This is a genomic window from Mucilaginibacter sp. SJ (assembly GCF_028993635.1).
In the GTDB taxonomy this organism is placed as follows: Bacteria; Bacteroidota; Bacteroidia; order Sphingobacteriales; family Sphingobacteriaceae; genus Mucilaginibacter.
The window spans coordinates 4,892,947-4,911,058 of sequence record NZ_CP118631.1 but is presented as its reverse complement, the minus strand read 5'-3'; the positions used below and the strand labels follow the sequence as shown (position 1 = coordinate 4,911,058).

The 18,112-nt window shown below is 44.0% G+C and carries 16 protein-coding genes; 6 read left to right on the top strand and 10 right to left on the bottom strand.

What is annotated here, in order from left to right; all coding sequences use genetic code 11:
* Window positions 1-168: 168 nt before the first annotated feature.
* The 6 genes from araA to MusilaSJ_RS20355 form a co-directional block, all read right to left on the bottom strand.
* Window positions 169-1,659: an L-arabinose isomerase gene (gene araA, locus MusilaSJ_RS20380; protein WP_274986669.1), complete on the bottom strand. Its 1,491-nt coding sequence runs from the start codon at window positions 1,657-1,659 to the stop codon at window positions 169-171.
* A gap of 62 nt (window positions 1,660-1,721) precedes the next feature.
* Complete coding sequence (locus tag MusilaSJ_RS20375; protein WP_274986668.1) at window positions 1,722-3,224, bottom strand: glycoside hydrolase family 27 protein; 1,503 nt, start codon at window positions 3,222-3,224, stop codon at window positions 1,722-1,724.
* A gap of 2 nt (window positions 3,225-3,226) precedes the next feature.
* Entirely contained in the window at window positions 3,227-3,925 is a 699-nt protein-coding gene (locus MusilaSJ_RS20370) for an L-ribulose-5-phosphate 4-epimerase (protein ID WP_091165722.1), read from the bottom strand.
* Window positions 3,926-3,932: 7 nt separating this feature from the next.
* Window positions 3,933-5,639, bottom strand: coding sequence for a ribulokinase (locus tag MusilaSJ_RS20365; protein WP_274986667.1), 1,707 nt, complete (start codon window positions 5,637-5,639; stop codon window positions 3,933-3,935).
* A 426-nt stretch (window positions 5,640-6,065) separates the two neighbouring features.
* Window positions 6,066-6,881 (bottom strand): alpha/beta hydrolase, encoded by an 816-nt coding sequence (locus MusilaSJ_RS20360; protein WP_274986666.1) that lies wholly within the window; start codon window positions 6,879-6,881, stop codon window positions 6,066-6,068.
* 144 nt (window positions 6,882-7,025) lie between these two features.
* Window positions 7,026-7,703, bottom strand: coding sequence for an NAD-dependent epimerase/dehydratase family protein (locus MusilaSJ_RS20355; RefSeq protein ID WP_274986665.1), 678 nt, complete (start codon window positions 7,701-7,703; stop codon window positions 7,026-7,028).
* Window positions 7,704-7,843: 140 nt separating this feature from the next.
* Between MusilaSJ_RS20355 and MusilaSJ_RS20350 the strand changes: the two genes are divergently transcribed.
* On the top strand, window positions 7,844-10,357 hold the full coding sequence (locus tag MusilaSJ_RS20350; RefSeq protein WP_274986664.1) for an AsmA family protein: 2,514 nt from the start codon (window positions 7,844-7,846) through the stop codon (window positions 10,355-10,357).
* Between the two features lie 334 nt (window positions 10,358-10,691).
* A complete protein-coding gene (locus MusilaSJ_RS20345; RefSeq protein ID WP_090528912.1) occupies window positions 10,692-11,552 on the top strand; it encodes a sigma-70 family RNA polymerase sigma factor in 861 nt (286 codons plus the stop codon).
* Between the two features lie 243 nt (window positions 11,553-11,795).
* On the opposite strand, the gene MusilaSJ_RS20340 is transcribed toward MusilaSJ_RS20345, so the two are convergent.
* On the bottom strand, window positions 11,796-12,293 hold the full coding sequence (locus tag MusilaSJ_RS20340) for a helix-hairpin-helix domain-containing protein (protein ID WP_274986663.1): 498 nt from the start codon (window positions 12,291-12,293) through the stop codon (window positions 11,796-11,798).
* A 116-nt stretch (window positions 12,294-12,409) separates the two neighbouring features.
* Complete coding sequence (carA, locus tag MusilaSJ_RS20335; protein WP_274986662.1) at window positions 12,410-13,510, bottom strand: glutamine-hydrolyzing carbamoyl-phosphate synthase small subunit; 1,101 nt, start codon at window positions 13,508-13,510, stop codon at window positions 12,410-12,412.
* Window positions 13,511-13,858: 348 nt separating this feature from the next.
* Here carA and panB point away from each other — a divergent pair, with 348 nt between their 5' ends.
* Entirely contained in the window at window positions 13,859-14,674 is an 816-nt protein-coding gene (gene panB, locus MusilaSJ_RS20330; protein ID WP_090528921.1) for a 3-methyl-2-oxobutanoate hydroxymethyltransferase, read from the top strand.
* Between the two features lie 82 nt (window positions 14,675-14,756).
* Entirely contained in the window at window positions 14,757-15,482 is a 726-nt protein-coding gene (locus MusilaSJ_RS20325) for an RluA family pseudouridine synthase (RefSeq protein WP_274986661.1), read from the top strand.
* Window positions 15,483-15,507: 25 nt separating this feature from the next.
* Here MusilaSJ_RS20325 and yiaK read toward each other — a convergent pair whose 3' ends face one another.
* Entirely contained in the window at window positions 15,508-16,491 is a 984-nt protein-coding gene (yiaK, locus tag MusilaSJ_RS20320; protein ID WP_274986660.1) for a 3-dehydro-L-gulonate 2-dehydrogenase, read from the bottom strand.
* Between the two features lie 89 nt (window positions 16,492-16,580).
* Here yiaK and MusilaSJ_RS20315 point away from each other — a divergent pair, with 89 nt between their 5' ends.
* Window positions 16,581-17,087 carry a lipocalin family protein gene (locus tag MusilaSJ_RS20315; protein ID WP_274986659.1) on the top strand — a complete coding sequence of 169 codons (507 nt, stop codon included), beginning with the start codon at window positions 16,581-16,583 and terminating at the stop codon, window positions 17,085-17,087.
* 116 nt (window positions 17,088-17,203) lie between these two features.
* Window positions 17,204-17,782: a phosphoribosylglycinamide formyltransferase gene (purN, locus tag MusilaSJ_RS20310; protein WP_090528933.1), complete on the top strand. Its 579-nt coding sequence runs from the start codon at window positions 17,204-17,206 to the stop codon at window positions 17,780-17,782.
* A 44-nt stretch (window positions 17,783-17,826) separates the two neighbouring features.
* Here purN and MusilaSJ_RS20305 read toward each other — a convergent pair whose 3' ends face one another.
* Window positions 17,827-18,111: a type II toxin-antitoxin system RelE/ParE family toxin gene (locus MusilaSJ_RS20305; RefSeq protein WP_274986658.1), complete on the bottom strand. Its 285-nt coding sequence runs from the start codon at window positions 18,109-18,111 to the stop codon at window positions 17,827-17,829.
* Between the last annotated feature and the right edge of the window lies 1 nt (window position 18,112).

Below are 18,112 nucleotides of genomic sequence, written 5' to 3'. Positions count from 1 at the left end.
CGCTCGGCTCCAGCCGAGTGGCTATTATCCCCAGGCCTCTGGCCTGCTACTCCAATCCCGGCGGCCAGAGGCCGCTTAATAGTTGCCACTCGGCCGGAGCCGAGCGGCGACCATCTTATATTTTTTTCCAAGTCTCCCCTTTTGGGGGAGATTTAGAGGGGGCTGGGGCTATTTATAAGCCGCGTCATTCCACCTGATCTCGCTCCTCAGCTGATCAAGTTTGGTGTCTTTACCAATACGTAAAAACTCGATACCGGCCATATCAGCAAAATCATTGATCAACTCGGCCGATAGGTTTTGGCTGTACGCAGTGTGGTGTGCGCCGCCGGCATAGATCCAGGCTGCACAACCGGTTTTCATATCGGGCAGTGGTTTCCAAAGCACCCTTGCAACTGGTAATTTTGGCAGATCTTCAACCGGCTCAATGGCTTCAACCTCGTTAACAATTAAACGGAAACGGTTACCCATATCCACGATAGAAGCGTTCAACGCAGCACCGCCAGCCACGTTAAATACCAAACGTGCAGGATCGGCTTTGCCGCCAATGCCCAATGCGTGTACCTCTAACGCTGCTTTGCCGTTAGCTAAGCTGCTATCCACTTCAAGCATGTGTGAGCCTAAAACCAAGGCATTGTTCGGATCAAAGTGGTAAGTATAATCTTCCATGAAAGCGTTACCGCCTGGTAAACCAGCACCCATTACTTTGAATGCACGTACCAGGGCAGCGGTTTTCCAGTCGCCTTCACCGGCAAAACCGTAACCATCGGCCATTAAGCGCTGTGAAGCAATGCCCGGCAACTGGATCATGCCATGCAGGTCTTCAAACGTATCGCTGAAACCTTTGTAGCCGCCGTCCTGTAAAAACTTACGTAAGCCAAGTTCAATTTTGGCAGCGTCATAAACCGACTGATACCTTGCACCGCCTTGCTTAAGGTCATCGGCCATAGTATAGGTGGCTTCATACTCATCGGTAAGGGCTTTAACCTCAGCATCGCTGATACTGTCAACAACAGCAACCAGATCGCCAATGCCATAAGTATTTACAGCAAAACCAAATTTCAATTCGGCCTCAACTTTATCGCCATCGGTAACAGCAACAAAACGCATGTTATCGCCAAAGCGAACAAACTTAGCGCCCTGCCAGTCATACCAGCCTGCTGCTGCACGGCTCCAGCTTTCAATGTCTTTCAACACTTCGCTATCCTGCCAGTGACCAACAACCACTCTGCGGTTAATGCGCATACGTGATACCATGAAACCGAATTCCCTGTCGCCGTGGGCGCTCTGGTTAAGGTTCATAAAATCCATGTCAATTGAACTCCATGGAATATCGCGGTTATATTGGGTATGCAGGTGCAGCATCGGTTTTTTAAGGATGCTTAACCCACGAATCCACATTTTAGCTGGCGAAAAAGTATGCATCCAGGCAATAACACCAATACAGTTTTCGGCAACGTTAGCCTGCTGTAAGGTGTTGTAGATTTCTTCGGTTGATTTAACAACTGGTTTGTACACTACACGCACAGGGATATTGGCAGCACCGTCAATACCTTTAGCAATTTCCTGCGAGTGCTCGGCAACTTTTTTCAGTGTTTCTTCTCCGTATAAATTCTGGCTCCCGGTAATGAACCATACTTCAAATGTTTTCAGATCAATCATATATGTCAATTAGTGAATTATTGAGTTAGTGAATTATTGAATTTTAATTTATTGAATCTTGATTAGTTTTTGGGTGACAGCTTAAATAGTGCTGCGCCGTGTTTGTTTATTTTTTGCTGATAGCTTGTTTTGTACTGGCCAACATCCTGTTTTTTCCATAGGTCACGTACGGTTACCTTGCCTTTCAGGCCCAGGTCTTTGAAATTGAGAGATACAGATTTGTCATCATCGCCAATATTGAAAAAGGCGGCATAAATATCCTTACTGCCGGGGATCTGCGAATACCACACCATGGCACCATCTTTTTTGTATAGCTGTTTAGGGTGCGCACCTTTTTGGTTTACCGCAATTACCTCATCATTGGTAAAAAGCTTCAACTCAAAATCACGGTTTTCGGGCATGTTTCCCCCTATCATCAGCGGCGATTGGAAAATGCTCCAGAAGGTCATATGTGTAATTTCTTCATCTTCGGTAAAGCGGCTGAAGCGCTCCTGCCCTACCGGACCACGCTTGCTTAGCTTGCCAATCTGGATCATATCACAATCGGGCCAGTGACCGGGGCCGCTTGCACCTTCCCAGCTTTTAGCATATTCAAACATATGAAGGATCTCTTTCCAGTTATCCCAAAAGTCATCAGCCATGCGCCACATATTGGCATATTTGGCAGCATGAGCCGCTTGCGCAACCGGGGTCTCGCCGGGCGATAAGCTTAATACAACCTGCCGGCCGCATTGCTGAATAGCTTTTTGATAACCTTCAACCTCGGCGTTGCTGTACGGGCGCGAAAGGTCATCTACCTTAATAAAGTCAACTCCCCATGAAGCATAAAGCTCCAGCAGCGAATTCAGGTATTCCTGTGCACCGGGCTTTTTCATGTCCAAGCCATACATGTGGTTCATCCATGGGCATTTTGAGTTGGTATCGGCTACCATATCGGCAGTAATGCCATTGGTACCTTTCACCGGAGATTTTGACCAAACAGCCTGTCTTGGGATTCCGCGCATTACGTGGATGCCAAATTTCAAACCTTTGCTGTGGATATAATCACCCAGCGGTTTAAAGCCATTACCACCAAAAGCCGAAGGGAATTTAGTAGGCTGCGGTGTAAGGCGGCCCCATTTATCCATAGTTAACCATGGCACGTATGAACCATCCTGCAAACGCAATTGGAATGGGTTGCCGATATTGCTGCCCGGAGGGTTATCGTACGACCATAAAAAATCCACCACCACATACTCCCAGCCATATTGCTTCAAATGCTCTGCCATATAATCGGCATTGGCCTTTACTTCATCTTCATGTACTGCCGAACCAAAACAGTTATAACTGTTCCAGCCCATTGGCGGTGTAGCTGCTACCTGCGCCGATAAACGGGTGCAGGCAAAAAAACAAAGCAGTAGGAAAAAAGAGAAAAAGCGGGGGTAGTGCGATTCCCCTCTTGATAGGGGTGTAGGGGTGTGTTCATCGCTTTTGTTATTCCGGGCGCATAACACCCCCCTGCTCCCGCTCTTATCCATCGCGCCCCCTCTCAAGAGGGGAGCTAAAAACGTTTTTATCTTTCTCATGCTTATTGTCCGTAATATGAATCAGGTCCGTGTTTGCGCTCGTAATGTTTCTTGATCAGCGCATCTTTTAAGCGGGGGGCGCTTCTGTCAATTTGCTCGGTAAGGTAGGCCATCTGGGCTACGGCTTCCAGTACGGCGCTGTTATACACCGCTTTTTCGGCAGTTTTGCCCCAGGTAAACGGCGCATGGTTACCCACCAACACCATTTCAACCTCTTTATAATCCAGGCCTTTTTCTTCAAAGCACTCCATGATCTGGAAACCGGTTTGGTACTCGTAGTTACCCTTGATCATTTCATCATTCATGGGTGGAGCGCAGGGAATGTCAACCGTTAAATGATCTGCATGGGTAGTACCAAAAATCGGGATATCACGTTGCGACTGTGCCCAGGCAGTGCCGTAGGTAGAGTGCGTATGCACAATACCGTTAATGCCTTCCCAGTGTTTATAAAGTACGGCGTGTGTTTTGGTATCGCTTGACGGGCGAAGGTCACCTTCAACAGTGTTACCATCAAAGTCAACGATTACCATTTTCTCCGGCGACAGATCCTCGTAAGGTACACCGCTTGGTTTTATCGCAAACACACCTAATTCCCTGTCGGCAGCACTTACGTTACCAAAAGTGAACAGCACCAGGCCCAATTTGGGCAGCTGCATATTGGCATTATAGGCACTAAGCCTTATATGATCATATTTACTCATGTTTTTATCAAGCATTTTGCAGTTCAGGATTATTTTTCAAAGCAACTTCGGCAGCTACAAACTTGCCCAGTATGCTGTATTGGTTATACCGTTGCTGATAAACCTCTTTCAGCGCGATGTTTGGCTCATAAACTACGTCAAAACCGCGGCCCATGGCTGTCATAGCTTCTTCTATAGTTGGGTAGATACCGGCAACCACCGCTGCAAACATCGCAGCGCCCAAAGCGCAGGTATGTTTAAACTGATGGATGCGGATAGGCATGCCCAAAACATCGGCCATCATTTGCATCACGAAAGGTGATTTTTTTGCCACACCGCCGATACCGATGATCCCTTTAACCGGGATGCCCTCGCTGATAAAGCGATCAACAATGCTCTTGGCACCAAAGCAGGTGGCCTCGGCAAGCGCACGGAATACCCGTGGTGCATCGCTGCCCAAACCTAAACCGGTTATAGCGCCCTTCAATTCCTGGTTAGCATCCGGTGTACGTCGGCCGTTAAACCAGTCGATAGCCAGCTCATTGCTTTCTTCAATTGGTAATAAAGCTGCCTGCCTGCTTAGCTCAGGGATGATCATTTCTGAAATTTCTTCCTTCAAAGCTTCGGCAGTGGCCGCGTCGATTACCTGCGATTGTGAAAGCAGGTTATTCAACGGCCAGGCCAGGATATTTTTAAACCAGGCATAAGTATCGCCAAAAGCCGATTGACCAGCCTCTAAACCAGCCATCCCCGGAATAACCGAGCCATTCACCTGTCCACAGATACCGCGTACCAGTTTGCCTTCCATCTCTGATGTTGGGGCAACCAGGATATCGCAGGTTGATGTGCCCATTACCTTGCTCAGGTGATAAGGCTCAATCTGGCCGCCAACAGCGCCCATGTGCGCGTCAAAAGCGCCGGTACCTACAATCACATCGGTTGAGAGTCCCAATATCTCCGCCCACTCCGCGCTGAGGTTTCCGGCTGCTTCATCGGCCGTGTATGTATCTTCATATAATTTATCCCTGAAACCAGCCAGTATCGGATCAAGGGAAACAAAAAATTCTTCGGGGGGCAGGCCATTAAATTCCTCGGCCCACAATGCTTTGTGCCCGGCAGAGCAACGGCCGCGTTTAATATCCTTAACATTGGTACCGCCGGTTAGCAGGAAGGGAATCCAGTCGCAATGCTCAACCCATGAGGCAGCAGCATCACGTACACTTTTATCAACCCTTAGTACATGCAGCAGTTTAGCCCAAAACCACTCAGACGAGTAGATACCGCCAACATATTTCAAATAATTGGTATCAAATTTTGCAGCATGCTCATTGATCTGTGCTGCTTCTTTAACCGAAGTATGATCTTTCCACAACACAAACATGGCGTTGGGGTTGGTTTCAAAACCTGGAGTTAAGGCAAGCGGTATTCCTGTAGCATCAACCGCAACGGGGGTCGAGCCTGTGGTATCAACAGAAATGCCTTTTATATTTTTTGCAATGGCTTCACCGCCGGCCTGTGCAATACAATCTTTAATGGTGGCTTTAAGTCCGTCGATATAATCCTGCGGATGCTGGCGGAACTGGTTTTCGGCAGGTACGCAATACTTGCCGTCGCGCCAGCGGGGGTAATTAAATACCGATGATGCTATTTCTTCTCCGTTGGCCGCGTTCACTATCACGGAGCGCACGGAGTCAGACCCGTAATCAACCCCGATCACTAATTGGTTATTGCTCATATAAAGATTTATAATTATTGTCGAAATAACACTTAATTTTTGACAAAGAAAAATTTTATTTAAAATTTTATTCAGATAAAATGCATTATTTACTTAAATGAACCTTTTGGCCTGTAAAAAAGTCATTACATAGTTCAAGTGCCTGTTGAAAAAATTGCTGGCACGTATATTCAGACAAGCAATAATTAGTGTTGTTTTAACAATATAAAATAAGCTCTGCGCACCGGATTGGCTGTTTTGAGATGGTAAAACGTTTAATTTACTTATAAAGTATATAGAATTGCCGCTACTAAAAATGGATGCGTCGGACCGTGAAGATCAAAGCACATCTTTACCCTGTGACAGCACTTTTTCGGCAAACCAATAAAAAAGCGGAACAGTCAATCACGACCAATTCCGCTTAAAACTGTAACAAAAACTATCTGATTATTTAACGCCATTTGCCGCGTCGATAATCACTTTAGCAACGGCCTCTGGCTGCGAAACGAAGATCACATGGCTGCCTTTTACCTCTGTTACTTTTGCACCGGCACGTTTGTACATCGTGCGCTCAACATCGGGAACAATGCTTTTATCTTCGGTGGCCACTATAGCATAGCTTGGCTTGGTTTTCCATGCTGCTTCGGTAACAGGCGTAACAAAACATTGAACCGAAGTCGGCCCCTGCGATGCAAACATAAAGTCGGCTTCGGCTTTACTCAGGTCGCCGGCAAAACCACCATGAAATTTGGCTTTATCATAGTAAACAAAACCTTTATCATCGGGCGGTAAAATACCGTTCTCGGGCGCAGGAGGTGCCGACTGTACCCATTTTATCGTATTTTCCCCCTTATCGGGCATAAAAGCGGCTATATAAACTAACGCTACTACTTTTGAATTATTCCCGGCTTCGGTAATTACCGTACCACCATAAGAGTGGCCTACCAATACCGTCGGGCCATCCTGTTTATCCAGGATCCGGTTGGCGGCGTCAACGTCGTCCTTTAAAGAAGTGAGCGGATTTTGCACCACGGTAACATTATAACCTTTTTTTGTAAGGATATTGTACACGGCCTTAAAGCCCGAGCCATCGGCAAAGGCCCCGTGCACTAATACAATGTTTTTAACAGGCTGTGCCTGGGCAGCGGCCTTAAAAGTAAAGGCAAACAAACTACCTGATAAAATAGTCGCCGCAATTAAATGTGCTTTTAAGCGGCCTTTCATGAATTTTGTGTTCATTTTTTGCTGGAGTTTAAGTTTCATAAATAATACTGTTGACAGTACCATTTCAAAGCGTGCTCCAAAAACACAAAATACTATTAATCAATATATTAATTAAAATCCAGTTACTCAACATTCACGATATATCGGGTTTACACGATGGCTTTCTCCATATGTCATTACCCACTATTGGTTATTCGCCATAGCAACAATATCCTTTCCATCTAATATCCAGCGACCGGTGCCGCGGTTCGCGGAATTGATCATGGCTTTTCCAACTTCCTCAAGTGTAATAAAACCTTTAGGGTAAATAAGGCGGCCTATGGGGTACATCCAACTGATGTATTTATAAAATGGCAGGGTGTTTTTTGCCCCCTTAAAGCTTTTCATAAATCCCGGCCTGAAGTTGAATACCTGTTTGAAGGGCAGCTTCATCAGATCATTTTCGGTTTTGCCTTTTATCCGGGCCCACATACTGCGGCTTTTTTCGGTACTGTCTGTACCGGCACCGGATACATAGCAAAAAGTCATATCCGGATTTATGCGGCTCAAAATTTCGGCCACGTGCATAGTGAGCAGGTAAGTTATTTTATAATAAGCTTCTTCGTTCATCCCTACCGATGAAACGCCTAAACAAAAAAAGCAGGCATTGTAACCTTCTAACTGATCCTGAATAGGTGTGAGGTTAAAAAAATCAGTATGGATAATTTCCTTTAGTTTAGGGTGTGTTACACCGCAGGGCTTACGGTTAATAACCAATACAGCTTCAACCTTATCGCTCAACAAGCATTGATGCAATACGCCCTCGCCTACCATACCGGTGGCTCCTGTTATAATAGCCCTTATTTTATTAGTTGTTTCCATGATACTGATATAGCCGATTATAGATTTAAAATATTGTATCTTATTGCAGATTTATTACCTATTCCTACACCTTGTGTTAATTATATGTTACAATACAAACAATTATATAACCATAACGCTTTAACAATAAATTAGTTGAAATGCCAGGATGGTTAAAGTTAACCTTAAAGATCGCCGGAGCGCTCGTTGGTTTAATTATAATTTTGTTTATTGCCCTTACTGTTTATGTTAATAATAATAAACAGAAGGTGCTTGCTATGATCACCTCCGAGCTTAATAAAAACCTGAACGGCACACTAACTATCGGCACTATCGATCCAACATTATTTAAAGGTTTCCCAGGGGTATCAGTCGAGCTGAAAGATGTAGTACTGAAAGATAACCGCTGGGCACAACATCATCATACGCTACTTACCGCCAAAGATCTTGAAGTATCAGTAAACGCTTCTGCTCTTTTAAAGGGTGAAGTGGTGATCAATAAAATCGATATCAACAATGCCGATATCGATCTGTTTACCGATAGCACCGGCTACAGTAATGCATCTATATTTAAAACAAAACCTAAAGTTGAAAAAGACCCGACGGAAAAACAAACCAGTTCATCAACCCAAATCAAAAGGTTTTCGTTAAACAAAGTAAATTTTGTGGTTGATGACCGCCACGCTTATAAGCTTTTCAAATTTGCTGTTAATGATATCCGGGGCCGCCTGGATTATCCTGCTAAAGGATGGAATGCCGGCATTGACCTGAACACCATGGTAAACAGTTTTTCTTTTAATACCCAAAAGGGAAGTTTCATGAAAAACAGGCTGCTCAAAGGTCATTTTGATATCAGCTATGCTTATGACTTGCAGATTATTAACGTAGCGCCTAATAACTTAAATATAGGTGATGACGCCTTCAATGTCGCTGCCAGGTTTGAACTTAAGAAACCCGAAACGCCGTTTATTATCAATTTAAAAGTTAACAATATTTTATGGACCAGCGCAGCTAACCTGCTTGCGGCCAACATCACCAAAAGCCTCAAAATGTTCGACCTGGAAAAGCCTATTGATGTTACCTGCGACCTGAAAGGGGCTTTAGGCGTTAGCGGCGACCCATCTATTTATGTTACCGCCAAAGCAAAGAATAACGTGTTGAAAACCCAGGGAGGCATAATCGAAAATTGCAGCTTTAACGGAACGTTCAGCAATAACTATATTAACGGCAGGGGCCTGGGCGATGAAAATTCAGTAATAAAGCTTTACCATTTTAACGGCAGCTATAAAAATATCCCCTTTACTATTGATACCGCGTTTATCAACAACCTGAATACACCGGTCGCCACGGGGATTTTCAGGTCGCGTTTCCCGGTTAGCAAGCTCAATCCTATCATTGGTGATGAAAGCCTTAAATTTACCAGGGGAATGGCCGATCTGAAACTGGCTTATAAGGCCGATATCGTGAATTTCAAATTCACCAAACCCTATGTTACCGGCAATGTAGATATAAAAAACGCCGATGTAACTTACCTGCCCCGCAACCTGGTATTCAAAAACAACTCGATTGCTTTAAAATTTACCGATAAAGACCTGTACATTAACAATATCCGCATGCAAAACGGGAGCAGCGTGGTTTATATGCAGGGTAAAGTAAGTAACTTTTTAAACCTGTATTACACTGCGCCCGAAAAGATCCTGATAGTATGGCAAATCACCAGCCCGCAGATCCGCTTAGGTGAATTTTTGGGCTTCCTGAATAATCGCGGAGGGCAAAGCAGCCGCGGCAGTAGCAGTAAGGCCATGAGCCGTGCCGCGAACGCGAAGATGACCCACCGGTTAAACACCGCCTTTGATAAGGGCCAGGCCGAACTTCACCTCCGCGTGGCAAAGGTGTACTATAAAAAGTTTTTGGCAACCGATGCCACGGCCGATATATTGCTTGCCGATAATTCGATGAAAGTGCGCAATGTAAGCCTGAAAAGCGCCGGCGGTTCATTAAAAATGAGCGGGCTGATATTGCAGGGGCCCATGAATAATTTTGCCGTTAGTACTACCATCAGCAACGTGAATACTAATACATTTTTTGCATCGTTTAACAACTTCGGGTTGAAGGATTTTACCAGTGATAACCTGCGGGGTTTTCTTTCGGCAAAGGTCGATATCAAAGGAGGCATCAATAATGCAGGTAACCTGGTACCTAAATCAATCAGGGGCACCGCGGTGGTTAACCTTAAAGATGGCGCATTGGTTAATTTTTCGCCGATAAAAAGTGTGGGCAAGTTTGCCTTCCCATTCCGCGATCTGGATAATATTACCTTTGGCGATTTGAAAGCCCGGTTTGATATCAATGGCGATAAGATCAAAATTGCCCCGATGCAAATTAATTCGAGCGTGTTAAATATGGATGTGGAAGGAGTTTATTCCTTATCGCAGGGAACTAATATTGCACTGGATGTGCCATTGCGCAACCCCAAAAACGACAGTAAAATAGCCGATGATAACAAGCGCAATAAAAAGCGGATGCGCGGCATCGTATTACACATACTTGCTACCGACGGTGACGACGGCAAAATAAAGATAAAATGGAATAAGAACCATAAAAAAACCAAGACAACTGACGATGAACAAAAGACAGACGACAGCCAGCAAACACCCGAACCTGTACAAGATTAGTTTAACTTCAAAAAAACTTCACATTAACCTTATTTTCATGGTGTTTAAATGACACTATAATAGCAAATAAATGCTTACCTTTGTGCTGTTCATTATAGGGTAATATGTTGATTAAACATTTAATTGGTTAGCACATTATTTTAAAAACTTTTAAACCGCTCGCTCCTTACAGCAATAATATCAGTAGCAAACCCTCGTTTTAAATAAATACTATCCCGGGTTCACAAATAAAGAAGGAAGCAAAGTTTAATGTAGTCTGTTTTTACCTCCGGTTGTTTAACCCGGCACATGTATCTTATTGAACCGTTTTTAGCTTAATAATCTGTATTAAAAAATGAGACAACTTAAAATATCCCAATCAATCACTAACCGCGAATCGGCATCGCTCGAAAAATACCTGCACGATATTGGCAAGGTAGATTTGATCACAGCTGAGGAGGAAGTGATCCTGGCGCAAAAGATCCGTGAGGGCGACCAGGTAGCGTTAGAACGTTTGACAAAAACAAACCTTCGCTTTGTGGTATCGGTTGCTAAGCAGTACCAAAACCAGGGCCTTACCCTGGGCGACTTAATAAACGAAGGAAACCTTGGTTTAATTAAAGCGGCAAAACGCTTTGACGAAACCAAAGGCTTTAAATTTATTTCATATGCCGTATGGTGGATCCGTCAGTCAATCCTGTCGGCCATTGCCGAGCAATCGCGTATTGTGCGTTTACCATTGAACCAGATTGGTTCATTGAGCAAAATCCACAAAGCAGCTTCAAAACTGGAGCAGGAATTTGAAAGACAGCCAACACCCGAAGAACTTGCAGACAACCTGGAAATTTCGGTTGATAAAATTGCCGATTCGATGAATAATGCGGGTCGCCAGATTTCAATGGACGCGCCTTTCATCCAGGGTGAAGAAAACACCTTACTTGACGTATTGGCCAGCTCTGATGCTGCAACCGATACCGAAGTAATGGCCGATTCTTTATCGCAGGAAATTAAACGCTCGTTAGGCATCCTTGCCGAACGTGACCGTGAAGTACTGATGTTATTCTTTGGCCTTGGTGGTCATGCTCCTCACTCATTAGAGGAAATAGGTGAAAAATTTGATTTAACCCGTGAGCGTGTTCGCCAGTTAAAAGACAAGGCTTTGATGCGTTTACGTCACAATTCAAAATCAAACCTTTTGCAATCATACTTAAACTAATCCAGGATATATCCGCCTGAGTTTTTATACCAAAACCGCGAATGAGATTTCATTCGCGGTTTTTTTGTGGGCTTGATGTTTTTAATTCCCTCCCTTGGGAGGGGTGTGTTGGAATGAGCAGTGGCAGGGAGGGGTTATACGCTATTTCAAACGAATAAGCATATCGATAAAACCCCTCCCTACACCCTCCCAAGGGAGGGAATCGCACAATCCTGCACTTTTTTTCCGCTTATTCCAATATACCTACTTACTCCCGGCCAACTCTTTTCCCTCATGATATTGCGGCAATTCGTGCCAGGCTTTGGCAGGTCTGTTTGCCGGAAAACCATATTGTGCCCGGTAAGCTTTACGTTCGGCAGTGAAATCCCACCAGCTCTTGCCGGTATCACCATATTTTATATAATGGGCCAGTAAGCGATATGAATCTTCCACACAAGGATCGGCCCATGCGCCAACGTAACGTTCAAAGGCGTTAAACAATTCTACCGGATCCTTGCCTTCCAATTGTTTTAACGAGTAATAGCCCTGCTGTATCAACTCAGTAGCAAAGTTGATCCCTAACGACGGAATACTCTGAAATTCAATAAGCGCATTGATCTCTCTTGCCCGTTCGGCATCCGCATTTAATATCATGGCGATTTCATCAGGGGCGAAACTTATAAGATCGGCTATTTTTGTTTTTTGGGCCCTGAGGGTAGCTTTTTCTTCGGCAGTTAAAAGTAGGTTAATTGATTTTTTCATGACAGGCTTACTTAATAAGCTAATTTAACAAGGAATCCCGACAAACAAAAAAGCCTTCCAAACTAAATTGGAAGGCTTCCGGAGATCTGCACATCTAAAATCTGCACATCTGCAATTTATTTCATCAATTTGATAAAGTCATCAAACAAATACCTTGAATCGTGTGGACCAGGTGACGATTCAGGGTGATATTGTACCGAGAAAGCTTTTTTGCCTTTTACACGAATGCCTTCTATGGATTGGTCGTTCAGGTTAACGTGGGTGATCTCCACTTTATCCGAAGCACGTACAGCTTCCGGCACTACTCCAAAACCATGATTTTGTGAAGTAACCTCACAATGGTTAATGATGATATTTTTTACCGGGTGGTTTAAACCACGGTGACCGTTAAACATTTTTTGGGTTGGGATATCGTTAGCCAAAGCCAGCAACTGGTGACCTAAACAAATCCCGAACATTGGCTTGTCAGCAGCTAAAATTTCTTTAACTGTTTCTACGGCGTAAGGCATCGCTGATGGATCGCCGGGGCCGTTTGATATAAAGTAACCTGTTGGGCCAAAATCTTTTTCCATTTCGGCATAGGTTGTTTTAGCAGGGAATACTTTGGCATAAACCTCGCGCGAATCAAAATTGCGAAGGATATTTTTCTTTACACCAAGGTCAAGCACCGCTACACGGTAAGGAGCATCTTCGCTGCCAAAAGTATAGGTTTCGGTAGTTGATACCTGCGATGAAAGCTCCAGGCCATCCATCGAAGGCACCAGGTCAAGCTTTGCTTTCAGTTCATCCAGGTCTAATATTTCTGATGAAATAATGGCGTTCATAGCGCCTTTATCACGAATGTGACGAACAAGCTTACGGGTATCGATATCAGAGATCCCTACAATGTTTTGCTCCTGGAAATAATCCTGTATCGATTCATTAGCCTGTTTACGGCTGTAGGCGATGTTATAATTTTTACAAACCAGGCCGGCAATCTGGATCCTGCCCGATTCCACTTCTTCATTAGCAATACCGTAGTTACCAATGTGCGCATTGGTGGTTACCATAATTTGCCCAAAGTATGAAGGGTCGGTAAAAATTTCCTGGTAGCCGGTCATGCCGGTATTAAAACAAATCTCGCCGGTGGTAGTCCCCATTTTGCCCGCGGCTTTACCGTAAAAAACGGTGCCGTCGGCAAGCAGCAATATAGCCGGTAATTTGGTGAAATAATTCATCGCTTAAAAAAATTGAAAGGGTTAAATGATCGGATCGCCTGGTTCAAAGCCCCGTGAAAACTGATAGAAATATTGAAGTAAGGAACTTCCGGATTCACGGCGCAAAAGTAGAAAATAATTTCGGATTTCGGATGTGAGATTTCGGATTTATTTTGATTTCGGATTTCGAATGTGGGATTTCGGATTTATTAGTAATGAATACGCTCCCTGCCAATCAAAATAACAAATCAAAAACAGAAAAATCCGAAATCGAAATTCCGAAATTCGAAATCCAAAAATCACCTTCGAAATCAAAATTCCGAAATCCGAAATCATGCTTACCTTTGCACTGCGATAACACATTTATCAATGTCTGTAAATAAAGAAATAAAGCGTATCACCACCAATACCATCCAGGAGATGAAGGTTCGTGGCGAAAAGATCTCTATGCTTACCGCATATGACTATTCGATGGCTACCATAGTCGACGATGCCGGGACTGATATCATCCTTGTTGGTGATTCGGCCTCCAATGTGATGGCGGGTCACGAAACTACGCTGCCTATAACGCTCGACCAGATGATCTATCATGCATCATCTGTGGTACGTGCGGCTAAACGTGCATTGGTGGTTGTCGATCTGCCTTTTGGATCATACCAGGGCAACTCAAAGGAAGCGCTGAACTCAGCCATCCGCATTATGAAGGAAGCCGGGGCACACGCCGTTAAAATTGAAGGCGGTGTTGAAATAGCCGAATCAGTTAGCCGGATTTTAACCGCCGGCATCCCGGTAATGGGGCACCTTGGCCTTACACCGCAATCCATATACAAGTTTGGAACATACACTGTACGCGCCAAACATGAAGCCGAAGCGCAAAAGCTGCGCGAGGATGCCCTTAAACTACAGGAGCTTGGCTGCTTTGGTATTGTATTGGAAAAAATCCCGGCCAAACTGGCGCAGGAGGTATCTGAAAGTCTGCAAATCCCTACAATAGGTATCGGCGCCGGTCAGCATTGCGACGGCCAGGTACTGGTGATCCATGATATGCTGGGGATTAACAAAGGCTTTAAACCCCGCTTTTTACGCCAGTATTCCAACCTGTATGATATCATGCACGACGCGATCAAAAATTACAATACCGACGTAAAAAGTAACAGTTTCCCTAACGAGAAGGAACAATATTAATTAGCTTATAGTTGATGGTTCATAGATCATGGCTAAATGCTGCTTAACTATGAACTATTAACCATGAACCATGAACTAAACAATGGCCCGTCCTGAATTTAATTATAGCAATGCAGATATTACTGATAAGGATGTTCTTTATGAGGACAACCACCTTATTGCCATAAATAAACGCGCGGGAGACATTGTACAGGTTGATGAAACCGGTGATGAGCCCTTGGACGAAAAAGTAAAAAAATACATCGCCAAAAAATACAGCAAGCCTAACGGCGCATTTTTAGGCGTAGTGCACCGGCTGGACAGACCGGTAAGCGGCGTGATCCTGTTTGCCAAAACCAGTAAAGCGCTCGACCGCATCAACAAAATGTTTAAAGCCCGCGAAATGCATAAAACCTATTATGCAGTAGTGCGCAAAAAACCATTCCCCGAAGAAGGTACCCTGGTACACTGGCTGGTAAAAAACTCACAGAAAAATGTAACCAAAGCCCATGACCGCGAAGTACAGGGCAGTTTACGCTCGGAGCTAAGCTATAAATTGGTGGGCGAGCTAAACGGGTATTATTTAATTGAGGTAGACCCGATAACCGGTCGCCCGCACCAGATCAGGGTACAGCTTTCAACCCTCGGCTGCCCCATCGTAGGCGATAATAAATATGGCTATCCCCGCGGCAGCCTGCGCAAAAGCATTTGCCTGCATGCACGCAAGCTTACGTTTGTACACCCGGTAAAAAACGAACCGGTTGCTATTATCGCTCCCGTACCGCGCGATGGCTTTTGGGAAAAATTTGAGGGAATGATGGTAGGGTAAATTTGTCAGTAGTCAATCCATCGGCTCACATATTCAATACCCTTTCCCAGATCTCCTCATTAACAGGTATCCCATCCCGTAAATTCAGCTCTCTTGTTTTAAGCATATTTTCGCCCGGATAAGAAACCTGCTCGCCATCAACAGGATTGCTGCTTTTGGTGTAGTCCAGGATCTCATTTATCAAACGCTCATTTTGCTCAGTGTCTGTTTTCAGGCAGATAAACACTTGCGATACGCCCCACTCCTTTTCGTGTTCGCTGATTTTTGAGGTAGATTCTCCACCACTTAGTAGTGTAGCCAACAGATCAAGCATCAGCGATAAACCCGACCCTTTCCAAAAACCAATAGGCAACATCCGTTTTGACTGCAAAATGGCATCGGCATCAGTACTTAAATTCCCTTCATGATCATAGCCGCCGGGCAATGGCAAAGGTTTATTTTTCGATTTGCTCTCCATCAGCTTACCTACCGAATATTGCGAAATAGCCATGTCCAATAAGACATGTCCGCCCTTACGCGGCACCGCAATAACCAGGGGATTATTACCAAGCCGCGGGTCGAGCCCGCCCCAGGGCGGCAGGTTAGCAATGGTATTTGTAAAACAAATGCCTATAAATCCGGCATCAGCCGCCTGCAAGCCATAAGTACCGCCACGCATCCAGTGATTGGTATTTTTGATAGCAACACAGCCGATGCCGTACTCACCGGCCAGTTCAATAGCCCGGCTCATGCACTTGTTTGCGTTTAACATACCAAGACCAAAATTACCGTTCCATTGCTCAATTGCACCCAGATTGTTTACCATTACAGCCTCCGCATCCGGTTTAAACAAGCCTTCCTTTACAGTTTGTACAAAAGCAGGAAACCGGTTAAGGCCATGACTGTAAACACCATCCCTGCTGTTGGCGGCAAAAATGGCGGCGCATTGCCGGGCTTTTTCAAGCGGCAGATCAATACTTAATAGTACCCTTTCAAATTCGGCTTCAAGTTTTTGGTATGGAACGCGCATAGGTTTTGAAATAAATTTAATTTATAGCGTTTATTACAGTATGCTGATGCAAGGTAATCAACCATATTTTATAATTTTGCCTTTAATAAATGAAAAGAACTCCGCTGTTGTTTTTCCTGTTTTTAATAAGCATTGCGCTGATTGTTAATTCATGCAAGAAAGATAACTTAAGCCACATACCTGGGTTATTGGCTGGGAAGTGGCAAATTGCTTCAATAGAAGTGTATAATTACGTAGGTGATTCTAAAATATCTACCGATGTGCTTGACACTACATGCACAATAACTCAATATTTTATTTTCAACAGCGATAACAGTTGCTCTTATGTCAATTTCCAATGCAATTCTGATACAACAACAGGCCGCTGGTCGCTTACAGCAAATAAGTTATTTTTAACTTCGGATATGGTTTGTAATGATACTACCAAATCATCAGGAGGTACTTCAAAGCCATTTGCAAACGCTAAAATAGTTACATTAGGAAACTATTCGTTAGTCTTGGAAACAGGAGATGTTGAACCCAATTATTCGGCAACAAAAAAAAGACGTGTTATGCGATATGGCTTTATCAGACAAAAAATAAGCTCAACCCAATAGCATAAAATGTTTTCAAGTTGTAAAAATGGTTTTGTTATAATAGTTTCAATGCCAAGTAAACAGTCAGCCCCGATGAAACTATTGTAGCTTCATCTTCGTTGAAAGAGATATTATCGATGAAAAAAAGAATTGCCATTTTCGCTTCAGGTTCCGGCTCAAACGCCCAAAAGTTAATGGAGCATTTTAAACGCAATGCCGATGCCGAAGTTGTGCTGATACTTACCAATAACCCGCAAGCTTACGTTTTGCAGCGTGCCGATAACTTTGAGGTACCCTCGCATATTTTCAGTCGCCATGAGTTTTATGAAACCGACGGTGTTATCCGCCTGCTAAAAAACTTACAGGTTGATCTGATTGTACTTGCCGGTTTTTTATGGCTTGTGCCACAATCACTGTTAAAAGCATTCCCCAATAAGATCATTAACCTGCATCCTGCCCTGTTACCCAAATATGGTGGCAAAGGCATGTACGGTGATAATGTACACCGAAAAATATTAGAAGACAAAGAAGAAGAAAGCGGCATCACCATCCACTTCGTTAACGAAAACTTTGACGAAGGCGAGATCATCCACCAGTCGAAATTTAAAATTGAACCGGGCGATACGCTTGAGATCGTAAAATTTAAAGGCCAGCAGTTAGAGCATAATCATTTCCCGAAAGTTGTTGAGGCGCTGTTGAAAAAGATGAAAAGCTGAGTTGTTTAGTGATTAGGGGGTTACCTAAGTTCTTTTATGGGTTATTAAAACAACAATGACCCGTGTATAATTTCGTAAACAGTCAATTCACCATCAACAATTTTAAAGGCTATAACCCAGTCATTGAAATGACTGCAAGAATATTTGAACGCGGCTAAAACCTCATGGTTACAAATGGAATGCTGTACTCCGGGTATAGCTAATCTTTTGATAGCTGTCTTGAATTTCAAAGCATATCTTGCACCGCTTCCCGGTGTATTTTTCGATTCTACAAAATCAACAATCGCATCAATAACCTTTAAGGCCTTAGGCTTAATAGTAACGTTCAAA